A 17,986-nucleotide genomic window follows, 5' to 3' on the forward strand; every position below is an offset into this window, starting at 1 on the left:
GTTATGATTGTGTTAAGACACCGCTCCTCTGGTTAAGATCACTGCAATTGCCCATCTTGATTATCCTGTTGTATTAGTACACGAACCGCTTCCAGCAAGGTATCTAGATAGGATAAAAGTAAGTCTGTATATTGCATCAGGTTGAGTAATATGGCTGCCACTGCCTCATCATCTCCGCGTGCCACTGTGTGGAATTCTGGCAGGATGGTGCCAAAGAGGGTAGCAATACTCTTGCGGGCTTCGTTCATGGCGCTATCGATATGTTCCTGTGCGGGATGAATGCTGTTCTGAGTGCTGAGCAGCGTGGTAAAAACTGGATAGGTTTGATGCTGTTCTTGCCAGTTATTGATCCGGGCTGTCAGGGATCTCAATGCCTGCATCCACTGATAATAGGTTGTTGCGGGAATCTGTGCCACTTCAATGGCGGCAAAGATCTCGGTGCACTCTTCGTCCTCGCCCTCTCGTTGCAGACGTTTTTTGATCTGGGCCGTTCCATAGATGCTGCAACTTCTATCGAGTGCCTCAAGGGCGGTTAATGTCGTTGTGATCAGCAACTGGCTCAGTGCCTCCAGACGCTCTAAGACTGCTTCAATATCCTGGAGCACACTCTTGATCCAATAGTGGGGAGTCGTCTCATAGGCAGCGGCTGAGGGTGTATTTGAGGCGATAATATGCAGGGTGGATTGTGTCATTTCTGGCAGCAGGACGCTGTAGAGGATATCGGCGTTTTCAAAGATATGCCTCAGGCTCATATCAAGGATTTCTCTATCGCCTGCCTCAATCCGACCAAGTAGGCAATGTTGTAAGCGTTCCAGGACAATATCAAGCTCAGATGAGCTTGCTGGCTCTGCACGCAGGCGGGAGGTGGTTGGCGCTGCGAGTTTCGCGTTGCTTGCCGGGTACTCGGGAGTGCGTGCCGATTGTTTCCTCTCCGTGATATGATCAGCACGTTGTAGTGCTATCTTGTGTGTATGCTGGTTTTTCATTCACATCTCTTCCACTTTTATGCGGACATTTCCTACTAGCATTGTACTTTTTGTGCATATAAGTGAGCATGGATGTTTGAATGATTTGTTCTGCCTCCGGACGGTACGCAGAACCCGACGAGGCCGCCTTATAACAGGATCTATCCCTTTTTGGTCCGCTCAAAGAATATGCAACAGAAAAGGCCCGCTCACGTAGTATAAGTGAATGGTATAATAGGGTAGACACATCTATTTGATCACATATTGGATAGAGTATCCAATCAAAGAGACTTATAACAGTATCGATGCTGGTCTGTAGGAGAACACGCGCGTATGCAATTGCTAGGAAAAATCCTGGGCGACCCCAATAAAAAAGAATTAAAAGCTATCCAGCCTCTTATTGACACAATTGAAGAGTTTGGCCCTAAGTTTGAAAAGTTGAGCGATGAGGAACTGGCTGCCAAGACGGTCGAGTTTCGTTCACAGCTTGTGCTTTATCAAAAAGGCGGCATGGTACTGGAAAATGAACTCGTCAAACTGTTTCAGGAGGTCCTGGAAAAAGTAGAGCCATTGGCTGCTCAATGCAGCGAAGAGCAACTACATCAGGCGGCCAACGAACCGCGTCAGAAAATTGATCGCAACGATCCAGAAGGCTCGCTGAAAGATCATTTGCAGAACACACTCTCTGAATTCTTTGAGAAAGCCTACGAAAAACTGTCGGGTATTCTCAACCCACTGCGCTCCGCCGAGGCACTCAAGCTGGTTGAACAGCGGAAGCAGCGTCCCGATAAGGCAACCGACCCCAAAACTGCGATCATTGCTCTCCTTACAGATGTAGAACCTGTGCTGAAAGATGTTGATGAAGATGAAGCTTCCGAGATCTTTGATGAGCTCTGGTCTCAGTTTGAGTCTGTAACGAGCTCGATGAGTGATGACGCTGATGTGCTGCAACAGCTGTCGCGCCTCTTTACCGAATTTTATCGTCGCCTCCAGCCTGAGATTGTCGCTCTGAAAGCCAATCAGATCGATAAACTGCTCCCGGCTATCGTGAAGCGCTATCATAAGCAAGGGAAGACGCTGGATGACCTGCTTCCAGAAGCGTTTGCGGTGGTACGTGAAGCGAGTTGGCGGCGCATTAAGATGCGTCATTACACAGTTCAGCTGATCGGTGGCATCGTGCTGCACCAGGGTAAGATCGCTGAGATGCGTACCGGTGAAGGTAAGACATTAGTGGAGACCTTGCCTATCTATTTGAACGCTTTGACTGGCAAGGGTGTGCATCTGGTCACTGTGAATGACTATCTGGTCCGTCGTGATGCGGAATGGATGGGCCAGATTTATAATTTTCTGGGATTAAGCGTGGGCGTGGTCGTGAATGGTGTGGACCCTCAATCGGCAGAGCGTCACGCGGCGTATCTGGCGGATATCACCTATGGCACGAATAATGAGTTCGGATTTGATTATCTCCGCGACAATATGGTGACCTCCCTGGATCAAATGGTCCAGCGAGAACTGTACTTTGCTATCGTCGACGAGGTTGATAATGTCTTGATTGACGAGGCGCGTACACCGCTGATTATCTCGGGACAGGGACAGGAATCCACAGATACGTATGCGCAGTTTGCACGCTGGGCCAAGCGCCTGGATGGCGAAAACGACTATACCGTTGAGGAGAAGACGCGCGCCGTCATGCTGACTGAGTCCGGTATCGATAAGATTGAGAAACTGGCGGGCGTGACCAATATCTACGAGGAAGAGAATATCGACCTCACGCGCTATATGGAAAATGCCATCAAAGCGCAAGTTATCTTCAAGCGTGATAAAGACTACATTGTCAAAGATGGCGAAGTGGTAATTGTGGATGAATTCACTGGCCGCCAGATGCCGGGACGGCGCTACAGCGAAGGTCTCCATCAGGCGATTGAAGCCAAAGAAGGCGTCAAAGTGCAGCGCGAGAATCACACGCTGGCTACCATCACCTTCCAGAATTTCTTTCGCCTCTATGATAAGCTGGCTGGTATGACCGGTACCGCTTTGACCGAGGCCGAAGAGTTTATCAAGATCTATGAGCTCGATGTGGTTGTTATTCCGACCAATAAGCCGACACAGCGGCAGGATATGCCTGATCTGATCTATCGAACCCAGGAAGCAAAATATAATGCGGTCGTCGAAGAGATCAAGGAACGCTACGAAATTGGTCAGCCGGTACTTGTCGGCACGACCTCTGTCGAGACCTCTGAGATGCTGGCGCAACTGTTGGAGCGACAAGGTGTCCCACACAACGTCTTGAACGCGAAATATCACGAACGCGAGGCGCAGGTTGTGGCGCAGGCGGGCCGTAGCGGCTCGGTGACGATTGCGACCAACATGGCTGGTCGTGGTACTGACATCGTGTTAGGAGGCAATCCTACAGGTTACTTTGAGAGCATCCTGCGCAAACACGCCGAGCAGGTCGATTATATCCGCGAGATGCCCTACAAGACCGATGAAGATCGCCTGGACCGAGAAGAGGCGATTCAACAATACATCGCTGGCATGACAGAGCCTGAGAAGGAAGAGCTCTTGCAGGCGAAAATTAAAGAATGTGATGAAGATCATGATCACGTTGTCGAAGTTGGCGGCTTACATATCATTGGCACCGAGCGTCACGAGTCACGGCGTATCGACAATCAGCTACGCGGTCGTTCCGGTCGTCAAGGAGATCCTGGGAGCTCCCGCTTCTTCCTCGCTCTCGACGATGAACTGATGCGTCGTTTCGCCGCTGATCGCGTGGCAGGTATCATGGAGCGCGTCGGCATGGATGACGAGACTCCTCTGGAAAGCAAATTTGTCTCTCGCTTCATCGAGAGTGCTCAGACGCGTGTTGAAGGCTACAATTTTGATATGCGTAAAAATGTCGTGGAATATGACGATGTGATTGCGAAGCAGCGTGAAGTTATCTACGCTGATCGTCGTAGCGTCCTTGAACACGGCGATATGCATGACCGCATCATCACCATGATTCGCAACGAGGTAGGACGTCTGGTGAATGCTGCAATCCCGGGTCCTGTGCTGACCGAGGAAGAGCAGCTCGATACTCTGTTCAAGACGCTGGAAGTCTATGTGGATATTCCGGATGATGTGTTGCCGGAAAATATTCACGCTGTGCGTCGCGACCAGATGAAGCAAGAACTGACGGATCTTGTCTTGAACCATTATGAAGAGCGTGCGGCCAGTATGCGTAAGCAGGCTATTGCTCAGGGAGCGGATACCTTTGATCCTATTCGCGAGTTTGAGCGCACATATCTGCTGCAAGTCGTCGATCGTCTGTGGATGGATCATATCGATGCTCTCGATGTCATGCGTGCGGGTATCGGCTTCCGTTCGGTTGCCCAGCGTGATCCGCTGGTGGAATTTAAAAACGAAGCCTTCCGCATGTTTGATGACCTCAAGCTGGCGATTCAGCATTATACTGTGGACTCCTTGCTCAAACTGCTGCGTAGCGATGTCACCATCACCTTACAGCGTCCAGAACCGCAGCATAAGATGCCTACCAATGTACGCACCAATGTTGATGCCCTGGCGGAAGCCAGTGGTCAGGCAAAAAGTGATGAGCCTGAAGTTCAGCAGCCGAAAGCTGGCCAGAATCGTAAGAATGGCTCAAAATCTCAATCCTCGAATGGAAGAGTGCAGTCTAACCAGTCTGGCGGAGCTCGCAGCGCAACGCATCAGAGCGGCAGCAGCGTTGGTGTTGCCACCCCCATGACAAAGGTGGGACGTAATGATCCATGTCCTTGCGGTAGTGGCAAGAAGTTCAAAAAATGTCATGGCGCTTAAGCCAAGCGTCAGTTTTGGAGCATCGCCCTGGTATCTTGATGATGCCAGGGCGATGTTTTGTTTGATGTGAGACAATGAACTTGAACATATGCTTATGAGTCTTCTTTGTTTTGAAAGGACAGCTGAGATGACAGACCAACATCATTCGGTAGAGGGCGTGGAGATCCATGCGCCAGTGACTCCAGAGTTTGCTGAGATTTTGACGCCGGAGGCACTGAGCTTTCTCGCTGTACTCTCTCGTGCTTTTGAGGGTCGCCGTAGAGAATTATTGCACAGACGCGAAGAGCGGCAGCACGAACTCGATGCTGGACAGTTGCCACATTTTTTGCCGGAGACTGCCAGCATCCGTGAGGATACATGGACGATCGCTCCACTGCCTGCTGACCTCTCTGATCGTCGCGTCGAGATCACCGGTCCGGTAGAGCGCAAGATGGTCATTAACGCCTTGAACTCGGGAGCCAAAGTCTTCATGGCCGATTTCGAAGATGCTCATGCTCCTACCTGGGAGACCACGATCCAGGGGCAAATCAATGTGCGCGATGCCAATCGACGTACGATCTCGTTTAGCAGTCCAGAGGGGAAGCAGTATCAGCTCAAGCCTCAGATCGCGGTACTGTTTGTGCGCCCGCGTGGGTGGCATCTGGACGAAAAGCATGTCCTGATCGATGGTCAGCCGATCTCCGGTAGCCTCTTTGATTTCGGACTCTATTTCTTCCACAATGTACGACAGTTGTTAGCGAATGGCTCTGGCCCTTATTTTTATCTGCCCAAGCTAGAGAGTCATCTCGAAGCGCGTCTGTGGAACGACGTCTTTGTCCTGGCGCAAAAAGAGCTGGATATTCCGCAGGGAACGATCAAAGCAACTGTGCTGATCGAGACGATCCTGGCGACCTTTGAGATGGATGAGATTCTCTATGAGTTGCGTGAACATTCTGCAGGCTTGAACTGCGGACGTTGGGACTACATTTTTAGTGTGATCAAAAAGTTGCACGCGAATCCCACTTTTATGCTGCCGGATCGTGCTCAGGTGACCATGACCACCCACTTTATGCGCTCCTACTCGCTGCTCACGATCAAGACCTGCCATCGACGTCATGCACCGGCTATTGGTGGTATGGCGGCGCAGATACCGATCAAGAACGATCCTGTGGCCAACGAAGAGGCGCTTGGACGCGTCCGTGCCGATAAGCATCGCGAGGCCACCGATGGGCATGATGGCACCTGGGTTGCGCATCCGGGCCTGGTACCTATCGCGCTCGAAGAGTTCAACGCCGCCATGAAAACTTCCAACCAGATCGAGCGTCAGCGGCCAGATGTTGAGGTCAGTGAAGCCGATTTGTTGCAGATGCCCGAGGGGACGATTACCGAGGCTGGCCTGCGCAATAATATCAGCGTCAGTTTGCAGTATCTCGAATCCTGGTTGCGCGGCAACGGCTGCGTGCCTATCAACAATCTGATGGAAGACGCCGCCACCGTCGAGATCTCGCGTGCCCAGATCTGGCAATGGATTCGTCATCCACAGGGAATTCTCGACGATGGTCGTAAGGTCACTCTTGATCTTTTTCATCAGTTTATGAGTGAAGAACTTGAACGCATTAAAGCTCAAGTTGGCGAGTCTGCCTATGCTAAACGTCGATTCTCTGATGCAGCTCAAATTCTGGATGAGATTATCGGTAGTGATACCTTTATCGAGTTCTTGACCTTACCGGCCTACAAATATCTTGATTAGAGGGTATAGTCATTATCTTTTTATTATCTATACAGGCATTTCTTAGGAATCATGTGATGTAAGGTAATAAAAAGATAATTAATCTTCATGGGGGATGCTCGCCGTGGATATAGAATTATCTGAATACTTGATGAAATCTTCTAGAAAGCGCACAATGACCTGCAATTCATAGCCTTGATACCTATCTAGAAATTGCAGGCTTTGTTCTTTCAGTTCTTGATGTAACTGTTGATGGACGAGAAAAAGCTCTCTTCCCTCAGGTGTCAGGCGAAAATAGACCTCTTTTTTATTGGTGGGATAGGTCTCTCTTAGTAGTAGCCGTTTCTCTAAAAGCTTCCTGGTAATTTTTGTTACTCCGCCTTTTGTGATCGCTAATTGTTTGGCAACTGTAATTCCATTCACTGGTTCGTATTGCCCAATTATATCCAGTACGTGTAACATAGTTACCGTCATCCCCTCCCAGACAGTCGCTGACACCTTCGTCGCTCTCTCTTTCATTTGAGCATGACGCTCTTCATCGGCTGTTTCTATCTCATGCATAAGTTTGATAAAAAGAGGAAAAATCTGCTCCTGGGCGGCGATAACTTCTGGTCTGTTTACTTCCCTTTGCTCTTGTGTCATTACCATTGCGTCTTTCTTACACTTCTTTAGTTTCTTGCATAGTATATCAAAAAGCTTTCTCCATAATTATAAAGGTTTCCTGGAAACTATATTGCTATATTGCTAAAAGTGTGTTAGGATACAGATAGTTTCCAGGAAACCATATTGTCTGACTAAATCAAAGGAGAAATCTGTATGACTTCAACATCATCCTCACAAGGGAAACAGCTACTTGAGATAGTATTTCAGCAATTTATGGAAAGTGGTACCTTTCCCGTTGAGCGTTGTTTTGCTCCCGAATATAAGCAGTGGTCAGATGGAGCTTTTCTCGACTACGATGCTTTTGTACAACATTCGCAAGCTTTACTCAAACGCAAGGAGCAAGGATATTCTGTCGACAGCTTTACTCTTCATGAAACTGTCGAAGAAGGAAACACCATCGTCTCACGACATAGTTTAGCTTGCCGAACGCCTGATGACCAGCCCTTTACTATAAATGTGCTCGCTCTTTTCGAAATCAAGGATAATCGTTTTGTGCGCTGTTGGGAACTTTCTCATGCGGACTCAGCAAATGAGAGTGATCAATCATTGGCGTCTATTCGTTAACAGAAAGCGTCCTGGAGATCTTCTCTACTCAGTTAGCAAGGCCCCATCGTCAGGAATCAGGCGTGAGTCAGTCCCCATCGTCAGGAATCAGGCGTGAGTCAGTCCATGTCCAATGTAGATTCTCTGATGCCTCGCACATTCTAGATGAAATTATCAGTAGCGACACCTTTATCGAGTTCCTGACCTTACCCGCCTATAAATATCTCACATAGTCAATGAGAGTTATGAAGCTGTAATACCTACGCTGATCTTCTTGCAGAATGGTCGGCGTGGGGTTTACTTATAGATTTAAACTTTCTGTCAAACGATCTCTAAACGACGCATAACGATCTATCAAAATGATCTACTTATGCCCTATACTTTTCCTATGAATCTTTTTTTTACAAGGTATTATATTTATTATCTAATACGGAACGATAAACGTAACATCTACGGATGTTGTTTTCATTCCACGAAGTACTTACTCAGATAATCTCTGAAGGAAAATTTTTGTGGTTTCGTAGAAAGGGACCTCTCTTTTATGTCACAGTATCCTCGTGGGTCGCGTAGGGATAGTAGTTCTGCGCCACTAGAAGAAGTGGATTCTTCACCACATAAACGCAGCACTTTTAATGTAATTAAAGATTGCTTGCGCTGCGCTTCTAATAATTCAAGCGGTGATGGATATAATCAGGGTCATGGTGAAAGACATGCCCTGTCGACAAGAGGAGGCGTTACTGCGGAACTGAGACGCCATCAGCCTATGGAAACAGGTGAAAGGCATGAATTGCCCACAAGCAGAGTTATCGATGCTTTTATTGCCGAGAAAAAAATTAGAAGTTTAACTCCACAGCAAATTCTCTGGAAAAATCACCATTTTGATACACGTTATATGCATGTGATCACTGATAAGGGAAATAATATTTACGATGTCGATGTATATTTAAAGGGAACAAAAGTTGATAATGAAAAAATACCTCTTTATAGTAATTCTATCGATTTAGATAAAAAAGAGATTATTGGTGGATATAATTTTCCATCCCATGGTGACGGAAATGTTAGGGGCCACTCTGATGATCTTACGAAGCGTATGAGTCTTTCCGATATCAAAGGTCAGGCTTTGCGTCTAGTAATTGATCATGTGAATGGTGTTGACCAGAGTACATCCGACCAGAGTACATCCAGGCACCAATCTTTGAATATCAAAGACTTTCAACCCAGGTTGCTTGCGGATAAGGATGTTGAGGAAGGAGAAATGTTCTCTGCTATAAAACAATTAGTAGAATCTAGAGATGAAAATGCTTTTACTATCCATAGAGGTACAGAAGAATTTGATAAGCTAATGATGACTCCACTAGGTAAAAGTGCCATCTTCTTAACTGAAAATTATTTTTCCGGACGCCAGATTTCCCATCTAGAGATTCAAAGAGGTTTTCAAAAAGGGTGTATCGCGTCGGTGGAGTATCATCTCACGCCTGTTACCATTTCCAATGCTTTTGTGTCTGCTACTTCACGTGTAAGAAAAGTCACTCTAGATTTATAGATGGCCATAGTCCCACTCGACGTACGATCAGGCCCGCCAGCGAGGTGTGCCGGGATGCTGCTGTCTCATACGTCGAGTGGGACATCGCACGCAAGCGTGCGACGCTACACGGTCTTCGCTGCGCTTGACCTTTGGCTGCAAAAGATGAAGCACCTTTAGATGGCTCTTTGGAGGTGCTTCATCGTATGTTTTGATTATATGCAGAACAATGGAAACAAGAATCTACAATTCCATGCTTTTCGTCGTTGCGATATCGGAGACGCGCTTGATCAACTCCGTGACCGGAATCGATTTCAGGTCCACGTTTGTGCGCAGGCGAACCGAGACCGCATCGGCAGCAGCTTCTTTATCGCCCACAACGAGCATATAAGGGATCTTCTGCAACTGTGCGTCACGGATCTTGAGATTCATGCGCTCGCTGCGGATATCAACTTCGGAGCGGATACCGGCGGCTTTGAGTTGCTCAAGCACTTTGTTGGCATACTCTTGATGACGATCCGCGATCGGAATGATCATCGCCTGCACTGGCGAGAGCCAGACAGGGAAAGCACCAGCAAAATGTTCGATCAACATCGCCATGAAACGCTCCGTCGAGCCTGTCACAGCGCGATGGATCATGACTGGACGATGGGGCTGACCATCTTCACCGATATACTCAAGCTCAAAGTTCATTGGCTGGATAAAGTCGAGCTGAACCGTGGCGCACTGCCATTCGCGACCGAGGGCGTCACGGACCATGAAGTCAACTTTGGGGCCATAGAAAGCGGCCTCGCCGATGCCTTCTTCGTACTTGATGTTCTTGCTCTCGACCGCGCCACGCAGAGCTGATTCGGCTTCGTTCCAAACCTCATCGCTGCCGACGTAATCTTCTTTTTTCTGCGGATCGCGCAACGAGAGACGTACCCAATAGTCTTGCAAGCCGTATGTCTCGAAGACTTCCTGTGTTAGATTGACGGCGTTATTGAACTCTTGCTGCACCTGATCGGGACGCAAGAAGACGTGAGCATCGTCCTGTGTCACGCTGCGAACGCGTGCCAGACCTGTCAGCGTGCCAGCTTTCTCATAGCGATAGAGCGTGGCGAACTCGGCATAGCGGACTGGTAGCTCGCGATAGCTATGCATCTGCGACTTGAAGAGCAGAATGTGATGCGGACAGTTCATGGGCTTGAGAATATAGGCATCGTCCTCAGATAGTTCCTGATCGCCCTTCATGACCGGGAACATATTCTCGCGATACGTGTACCAGTGCTTCGATGTTTTATACAGGCGCACCTTGCCGATATTTGATGTCCACACATGCTGATAGCCATAGCGCTCCTGCGTCTCGCGGACATATCCTTCCATCAGATGGCGCAGCATCTCTCCTCGTGGATAGAAGAGTGGGACTCCCGGGCTGACATCTTCGCTGAGCGTAAAGAGCTTCAGTTCACGTCCGAGTTTGCGGTGATCGCGCTTCTGAGCCTCTTCCAGACGCCACAGATACTGATCAAGCTCCTCCTGTGTGAACCAGGCTGTCCCATAGATGCGCTGCAACATAGGACGATGCTCGTCACCGCGCCAGTAAGCTCCGGCGACGCGCATCAGCTTGATCGGACCAATCTCGCCTGTGTTGTTGACGTGAGGTCCACGACACAGATCCAGAAATGTATCCTGCTGATAGATGCCAACTTCCGCGTCGGAGAGATTCTCAATGATCTCAACCTTATATGTTTGCCCTTTATCGCGGAAGTACTCTAAAGCTTTCTCGCGGGGCCAGCTATCGTGGATGAATGGGAAATTTCCCGCAATAATTCGTCGCATACGCTGCTCGATATCCGGTAGATCCTCGGGTGTCAACGAGCGTGGCAGATCGAGATCGTAATAGAAGCCATCTTCGATGGCGGGGCCGATGGCAAGCTTGGCGTCCGGAAAGATTTCCAGGATCGCTTCGGCCATGACGTGTGCCGCTGAGTGGCGCATACGTTGAATCGGTGTATAGTGTACCGATTCCTGGAGTTCTACTTCAACTGACATGCTTCTAGTCTCCTTTGTGAACAAGGAATTTTTTATCGACATTGCATCCAGGGATGAGCGCTATTTTTTTGTAGAGATGTTTTTATAGACAACAAAAAACCTCCTCATCCCTCACTGGGACGAAAAGGTTGTAATACTTCTCGTGGTTCCACCCTGCTTCCACGTTTCTTGACTTTTTGGATAGCATCAAGCTAGCCGCGCTATCCGTGCAAGAAAAACGTGCTCGTGCACCTTTAACGCAGGTGAGACGTGTACTTTACTGACTCAGTACCGGCTAGCGAGGGGTATCTGCTTCTGTCTGGCGATGGGAGCACTCTCAGCCGCTGATGCTTCCTCTCTGTTAACCTTTTGAGAAGGGACATGTCTCGCGTAAAAGCCATGTTCTCTTTTGTATCTATTACTTGCAATCATAACATAGTGCCTGCAACCTGTAAAGAGGCATGCACCTTTGATAAAAAAAGATACATGTAACCATAAAGTACTACATAATACACAAGAATTCTGTAGCGCCGAGGCGGAGAAGTGCTATAATACAAGAGTTATTCAAGTATGTCAGCACCTTTTTTTCAGCTATGGTTTTCTCATAGTCATGCATCAGGAGCACATAGGCTTTGATGAGCTCTACCTTCACTCATAAACCACATATTTCCACCTATCGGGTCGCTGCCATTCAATATGCGCCAACGCTCGGTGAGAAAGAGAAGAATGTTCGGGATCTTCTTCGCCTGGTGGAAAATGCTGCCTCGCATGATGCGCGGCTGATCGTTTTACCCGAAATGGCGACGACTGGCTATTGTTGGGTTTCTAGCGAGGAGATCGCACCTTATACGGAGTCGATCCCTGGCCCAACCACAGAGCGTTTTCAAGTTGTAGCAAGCAGATATAATTGTTTCATCGCTTTCGGCCTGCCGGAGGTGGATCTGGAAACTGGTATCTATTACAATAGCATGGTTTTGCTCGGGCCGGATGGCGTGATTGGTACGTGTCGCAAACTACATATGGATCTTGGCGATCAACGCTGGGCGCGTGATGGAGACCTTGGTATCCCTGTCTGGGATACTCCGATCGGACGTATCAGTGCGCTTATCGGTGGGGATGCCAGGTATTTTGAGGTTGCCCGCATCGCTGCTTTACATGAGGCCGATCTTCTTCTGGCTCCTGTGAACTGGACCGATGAGACAAGTCCCAGCTGCTGGTGGATGACGCGTGCCCTCGAAAATAAACTCACTGTTGTGGCTGCCAATCGCTATGGTCGAGAACGTGGTGTCTTATTTCGGGGTGGGAGTTGGATACTGAATCCTGATGGATCAATTCAGTCTTTCCTTGAGGAAGGTGAAGGCATTGTTTATGGAGAAGTCGATGTGCAGCAGAGCCGCGATAAGCGCTGGATACAGCACAATACTGTGATTGGTTATCCTCTGGCAGATCGGCAGCCGGGAGAATATCGAGCAGTCGTGCAAAACAGCTACTTGTGGGAACCGTTGCGCTATCATAACCTGTATGATCTGGGCGAGCTTCCTCCTGGACAACTTTCTTGTGCTGGTGTACTCCAGATGGATCTGTCCTCGTTTATTCAGTCATCTGAGCACACAGCTGGCGAGCGTATCGAGCGCTTACTGCATTGGATTCAAGCCTTGATGCGCGATAATGCTCCTGCTGTGCCCGATGTGATGGTCCTGCCTGAACTTTTACTCCCTGGCCCTGTTCCTCCTCGGATAGTCAATCGTGGAGATCCTGCTGAGCTCGTGGCTCATTTCCGCAGTGGCGCTATCCAGGTGCCTGGACCGGAAACTGAGGCTCTTGTCTCTCTTGCGAGTGCCTTGCAGATTAGCCTGGTGCTGGGGGTCGCTGAGCGCGTCGGGGATACATATTACAATACTGTGTTGCTGATGGACCCGGAAGGGGTCTATGGTATCTATCGCAAAATCCACCTGAGCCAGCAGGATCGCTTGTGGGCTACTCCGGGTGATCTGGGTTTTCCTACCTTTGATACTCCCGCCGGCCGTATTGGTCTGGCAACAGGCTATGATGTCCTTTTTCCTGAGACGATGCGTGTCCTGGCAAGTAAAGGAACCGATCTGGTTTGTGCTCCGGCATGGCTTGATTTTCCCACGCCCGTTGGTCCGACTGTCTCCAATCCAGCGGCGAACCTGTGGGGAAATACTGACAATGAGAATCCTTATCATTTCTTGCTCTGGCGTACACGCGCCGCTGAGCAGAACGTTTATCTGGTCCTGGCGAACTGGTTTGGGTCTCATCAGGGGATGCAGGCGAATGGGTTTAGCGGTATCTTTTCGCCGGGTGGGAGCAATTACGTGTTGCCTGAGGTTGTGGCGGATGAGGATGAAGAGGGTCTGTTGATGATGACTATCGATACTCGTGAGCAACGGACTGGTCGTCGCACGACACGCATGCTGGAGTACAGTCCTGGCGATATGGCCGGATCATTGACCGGAGAATTAGCCTACAATATTCTTGATTCTATTCCTGGCAATCTCGTACGTAGTAAGCCAATGTTACGAAAACGTCAGCCATTCTGGTATATGGACCTTGTGCGCACTCATGTCTCAAAAGGATAGCGGGGTTGCGGAAAGCTTGACCCCGGGCTGCTGGTCGAGACCTGTGAGGCGAATTGTGCTGTAGTCAGGACATGAACAGGAATGGTGTATCCGCGCAGCTTATGTATGTGGGTGTAGGTACACTTTTGAAAACTCTTGCCTTAGATAATGTCAATGCAAAATTTATCCGCTATGTGCATCGCTACAAAGTGGTAGCGACACTTTTTGCTGGCATTTTTTTTCTCAGCCTGCTGGGCTGGATGTTTTGTATTAGCTCTTATCATAATATTCCTCTGGCTTTTGCTACGCTGGCAGTTTCCTCTCTGGTGAGCTCGATTGGAGCCTGGCAGGGATGGTATTGGGCACGTTATGGCCCTGTCGAATTCAGGATGCGTCAACATATCGCGGGTTTTATTATTGGCATGAGCTTGCTGCTCTTCTGCCTGCGCTTCATGTATGTCTATGACCTTGGCTTTACCTACACACAGTATGAGACCTTTCCACTTAAATATGGCCTGCTGGTGCTTTTTTTTCCTCTCTTGTTAAGTATTGGCCTCTTTTGTCTCTCTGAGACTGCACATATACGGACCAGTGCCATTGTTGACATCGTGATTACCACCTGCTGCCTGATTGGTCTCTGCTGGTATTTTGTGACGAATTATCCTACCTTTGTCCATTTGCCAGAGAGTGTCGAAGATATCTGGTTATCGCACTTACGCGTCGCGCTGCTATACGTCTCGGGCGATATCTTCTTACTGCTCTTTGTGCTGCTACTCGTAAAGTATGGCCTGGGGAAAACGACTTCTAAAGCGGTTTGGTTGCTGCTGATCGGTGTGCTGGTCTATCTACTGATTGATGTAATGTGTGGCTGGATGAATATCTTTCATGGGATTTTCTCTTATACCGGCTTACAGATAACGCTCTGTGGATGGATTGCGGGTCTCCTCTTGATTGGTCTCTATCCAATTTATCATTATGCTGCCGTGTTACGTGACCATGTACAAAATGATGTCTTTAATCTCTCCGAGCCGCTGCAAGCCACGGCGCATCAGCAGGAGCGTATCTATAAGCGTTGGCGTATTCAGACGTTATATGTGCCTCTGGCTTTGATTCTGGGTGGGATGACTCTGTTCAATGCACTCCGTCTACACGATGTCAATAATGCCTCGGTTGCCGGTCTCTTTATGATTAGCGCTGTCGTGGGGATGCTGATCGTTATGCGCCATTTCTTTGCCACACGCGAAAATGAGGCACTTCTGCGTGAACGCGATCAGCTTTTTAAGGAAGCTGAGCAGGTTCGCGAGTTGGTTAATCGGTTGGCCGATATCCCAGACCTGGATCTTTTGCGCGAGCGCATTATGGATATTGTGATTTCTCAATTTGGCTTTACGTCTGCTATGTTGTTGCTGGTCGATGAGTACGATGTGCCTCTCGACGTGACTTCTCATATCTGGATTAGTACGGCCTCGCGTCTGGTGTCGTCATTGAAGTGGAGGGTGACCGGCGATACGATGCTCTATCGTATGGTGGCTGCCGGCAAAGAGTGCGAATTATACTGGTCCTATTATGCGGAAGAGGAGATGCCAGTTGAGGTGTATCGTTGGCAGGAACGGCAACATGTGCCATCGATGACTTTCTTCCCGATTATTTATCGTGGGAAGATTCTGGGAAGTTTAGGCGTGGCACGCCATGCCCTCTCACGTGTGGATTCATTGACGCTCTCGATCGTTCGTAACTATGTCAATCAGCTCTCAGCTCTGCTGGAGCATGCCTATCTCTATCAGGAAGCTCATGGGCGCGAGATGTTTGCACGCGCTATGATCAACATATCAACACGTTTAAATTCAGCGGTTGTTGAGCCCGTTGAGATTAGTCAGCTGATTTGTTCTGAAGGGGCAAGCGCTTTAGATGCTGATTATGTTGTCTTCTATAGCCGTAAAGATGAGGGGCTACTGGAGCCGTTGGCGGCCTCAATCGCAGATTCACAACAAATGGGGCCGCTGGATGATTGGCCGCTACTGCGTCTGGCTGATTATGAAGCCTATGGGACTCAACCTTATTTACTGAAAGTCAGTCCTTATGGTAAGCAGCCGAAGATCCCTGAACAGCCGTCGAGCGAAGCAGCGGTGCAGGAACATAATCCTGGCTTGCATCAATTTGCCTTACGAGCGAAACTGATTCGTCATCATATCTATACTGCGATTGTTGCCCCCCTGGTCACGGGAGGCCAGATCAATGGATTGCTGATGCTGGCTCGTTCGGTCCCGTTAGGGAGTAATAGCGACCCTTCGTTTGATGACTCTGATCTGGAGAACGCTCAAGATTTTGTCGAGCAGGCGAACGTGGCCTTTACGAATGCGCAGCTTTATCAGCGTTTAAGCTCTGCTAACGAGCAGTTGAAAGAGCTGGATCAATTAAAAGATCAGTTTATGATCACGGCATCGCATGAGTTGCGTACTCCCCTGACTGCCGTTCAGGGCTACATTGAGCTGATTGTCCAGTACGATGATACTCTACCGCCTGATCAGCGACGTGAGTTTTTGCGCAAAGCTCAACTGGGCTGTGAGGAACTGACGATCCTGCTGCGCAATGTGATGGATGCCAGTCGCCTGGAAGCGGAAGCGGCTCTCAAGCCAGCCTTAATCAGTCATGTCGTTGTCAAAGACATACTCGATAAAGTGAGCATGATGATTGAGCCACAGGTCACCGTTGGTCAAAGAAAGGTCTTTTTCGATGTTCCAGAGCAGCTTGTGGTACTGGCTGATCCACTACGACTCCATCAAGTATTGATGAATGTCAGCACCAACGCCTTAAAATATTCGCTTGAAGGAACACCGATTACTTTCTCTGCCGCACCCTCCACTGAGAGTGAGAAGTCAGTGGTGATCAGTATTCGTGATCAGGGCAAGGGGATCTCCCCACAGGATCAGGGAAAGCTCTTTCAGCGTTTTTATCGACTGGAAAGTGATATGAACAGTCCAGTGCGCGGCTCGGGATTGGGCTTGTATATTTCACGGCGCCTGGTTGAAGCCATGGGGGGAAAGATCTGGATTGAGAGTAGAGGGATTCCAGGTGAGGGGTCTACTTTCCATATACTGCTACCCATGGCTTAGCTGGCTAACTTCACTTGTTGCTGTTGGCACTTGCGGCTGCCTCGGCTTGTTTTTTGACAAGTAATGGGGCATGCTGTTCACAAAAACGGAAGCTGCGTCCGCCTGCTAACAATTGTGCATAGGCTGCTGGTTCGCTGCACGTATCGCAGCGCCCAACATGAGTTTTTACTGCTTTCATCGCGAAGAGAATCTCCTCAAATCGTCTACTATGCAGAGCCGAGTATGACCAGGCTCTGTGGGATCTATCTACGCTTATCATACCACAAAAAGCGTGCCTGATGATGCCTCGACGAGTTTTTACGTCATCACTAAGACATATTTGTCTTCTCTAAGACTTCTATGGATTTTCTTCTCTAGCGATGGATTTTCTTGTGGCTGCAAAAATGATAAAACGGCTTGCGAAGCGATTCGAGGCTGGTAATTGGTTGCAAAGGATCGCCAAAGGATATGCACAGCAGGTCTGTGTATACTGATTATAGTTGTGAGGGGTGATCGTTGGGGTGCCAGTCCAGTTTGTTGAGCAGAGTTCCGGCTTTAGTGAAACGGATACAGCACTGAGCTGTATGTGCCAGGCTCCAAGTGTCCTGTATCGCTTGAGAGTCCGTTGCGGAGCCGTAGTAGCTTTGTTCCGAACAGCTTCGATCACAACTCACAGAAGACCATCTCCTGATGTCTTGCCCACCAACAGCAGAAGGGCAGTCGCTTTCAACTATCTGAAGGTGACTGACCTTCTGTTTATTGTATTGCTCTGTCAAAGGTCATCGCGTCGATGCTGCATAGGAAACATGTCTCCAAATGTGCCCAGGGGCGATGGGGTGTGATGCCCACCGACGTAGCGGCGCGGCTCCGCCGTGCTGTCTGTGACTCGTACGACCACGCTCCCCATGGGGTTCCATTGCATGATCTTCCCACCGTGGATCGTCTCGTCTGCGTTGCATTCAGATGCACATGGGACGTATTCGTGCGGGAAGTGACAGCACGGCGGAGCCGCGCCGCTACGTCGGCGAGCCTGAGCGCCTGGTTCAAGGGGCCATTCTCCTTTGCCACGCAACGTCCTTCTGTGT

At 49.1% G+C, this 17,986-nt stretch carries 11 protein-coding genes; 6 read left to right on the plus strand and 5 right to left on the minus strand.

Features of this window, described 5'->3' with window-relative positions; all coding sequences use genetic code 11:
- Nucleotides 1-38 precede the first annotated feature (38 nt).
- The gene (locus tag AC27N8_RS26180; protein ID WP_487070936.1) at nucleotides 39-986 is read right to left on the minus strand and encodes a hypothetical protein; all 948 of its coding nucleotides are present in this window, start codon (nucleotides 984-986) and stop codon (nucleotides 39-41) included.
- Nucleotides 987-1,889: 903 nt separating this feature from the next.
- Here AC27N8_RS26180 and secA point away from each other — a divergent pair.
- Together secA and aceB are read left to right on the plus strand one after the other, a co-directional pair.
- Nucleotides 1,890-4,781 carry a preprotein translocase subunit SecA gene (gene secA, locus AC27N8_RS26185; protein ID WP_487074753.1) on the plus strand — a complete coding sequence of 964 codons (2,892 nt, stop codon included), beginning with the start codon at nucleotides 1,890-1,892 and terminating at the stop codon, nucleotides 4,779-4,781.
- A gap of 127 nt (nucleotides 4,782-4,908) precedes the next feature.
- On the plus strand, nucleotides 4,909-6,510 hold the full coding sequence (gene aceB / locus AC27N8_RS26190) for a malate synthase A (RefSeq protein ID WP_487070938.1): 1,602 nt from the start codon (nucleotides 4,909-4,911) through the stop codon (nucleotides 6,508-6,510).
- Nucleotides 6,511-6,588: 78 nt separating this feature from the next.
- On the opposite strand, the gene AC27N8_RS26195 is transcribed toward aceB, so the two are convergent.
- On the minus strand, nucleotides 6,589-7,137 hold the full coding sequence (locus tag AC27N8_RS26195; protein WP_487070940.1) for a winged helix DNA-binding protein: 549 nt from the start codon (nucleotides 7,135-7,137) through the stop codon (nucleotides 6,589-6,591).
- Nucleotides 7,138-7,305: 168 nt separating this feature from the next.
- Here AC27N8_RS26195 and AC27N8_RS26200 point away from each other — a divergent pair, with 168 nt between their 5' ends.
- Complete coding sequence (locus AC27N8_RS26200) at nucleotides 7,306-7,716, plus strand: nuclear transport factor 2 family protein (RefSeq protein ID WP_487070942.1); 411 nt, start codon at nucleotides 7,306-7,308, stop codon at nucleotides 7,714-7,716.
- Between the two features lie 520 nt (nucleotides 7,717-8,236).
- Complete coding sequence (locus AC27N8_RS26205) at nucleotides 8,237-9,238, plus strand: hypothetical protein (protein ID WP_487070944.1); 1,002 nt, start codon at nucleotides 8,237-8,239, stop codon at nucleotides 9,236-9,238.
- Between the two features lie 222 nt (nucleotides 9,239-9,460).
- Here AC27N8_RS26205 and thrS read toward each other — a convergent pair whose 3' ends face one another.
- On the minus strand, nucleotides 9,461-11,251 hold the full coding sequence (gene thrS, locus AC27N8_RS26210; protein ID WP_487070946.1) for a threonine--tRNA ligase: 1,791 nt from the start codon (nucleotides 11,249-11,251) through the stop codon (nucleotides 9,461-9,463).
- Nucleotides 11,252-11,865: 614 nt separating this feature from the next.
- Between thrS and AC27N8_RS26215 the strand changes: the two genes are divergently transcribed.
- Nucleotides 11,866-13,830, plus strand: coding sequence for a nitrilase-related carbon-nitrogen hydrolase (locus tag AC27N8_RS26215; RefSeq protein WP_487074754.1), 1,965 nt, complete (start codon nucleotides 11,866-11,868; stop codon nucleotides 13,828-13,830).
- 125 nt (nucleotides 13,831-13,955) lie between these two features.
- Nucleotides 13,956-16,922, plus strand: coding sequence for a sensor histidine kinase (locus tag AC27N8_RS26220; protein ID WP_487070948.1), 2,967 nt, complete (start codon nucleotides 13,956-13,958; stop codon nucleotides 16,920-16,922).
- A 10-nt stretch (nucleotides 16,923-16,932) separates the two neighbouring features.
- Here the strand turns inward: AC27N8_RS26220 and AC27N8_RS26225 are convergent, their stop codons facing one another.
- Together AC27N8_RS26225 and AC27N8_RS26230 are read right to left on the minus strand one after the other, a co-directional pair.
- Nucleotides 16,933-17,100, minus strand: a complete 168-nt coding sequence (locus AC27N8_RS26225; protein WP_487070950.1) for a hypothetical protein — start codon at nucleotides 17,098-17,100, stop codon at nucleotides 16,933-16,935.
- A gap of 557 nt (nucleotides 17,101-17,657) precedes the next feature.
- The gene (locus AC27N8_RS26230; RefSeq protein WP_487070952.1) at nucleotides 17,658-17,969 is read right to left on the minus strand and encodes a hypothetical protein; all 312 of its coding nucleotides are present in this window, start codon (nucleotides 17,967-17,969) and stop codon (nucleotides 17,658-17,660) included.
- Nucleotides 17,970-17,986: the final 17 nt, after the last annotated feature.

It is taken from the genome of Dictyobacter sp. Z7_2 (genome assembly GCF_057551105.1).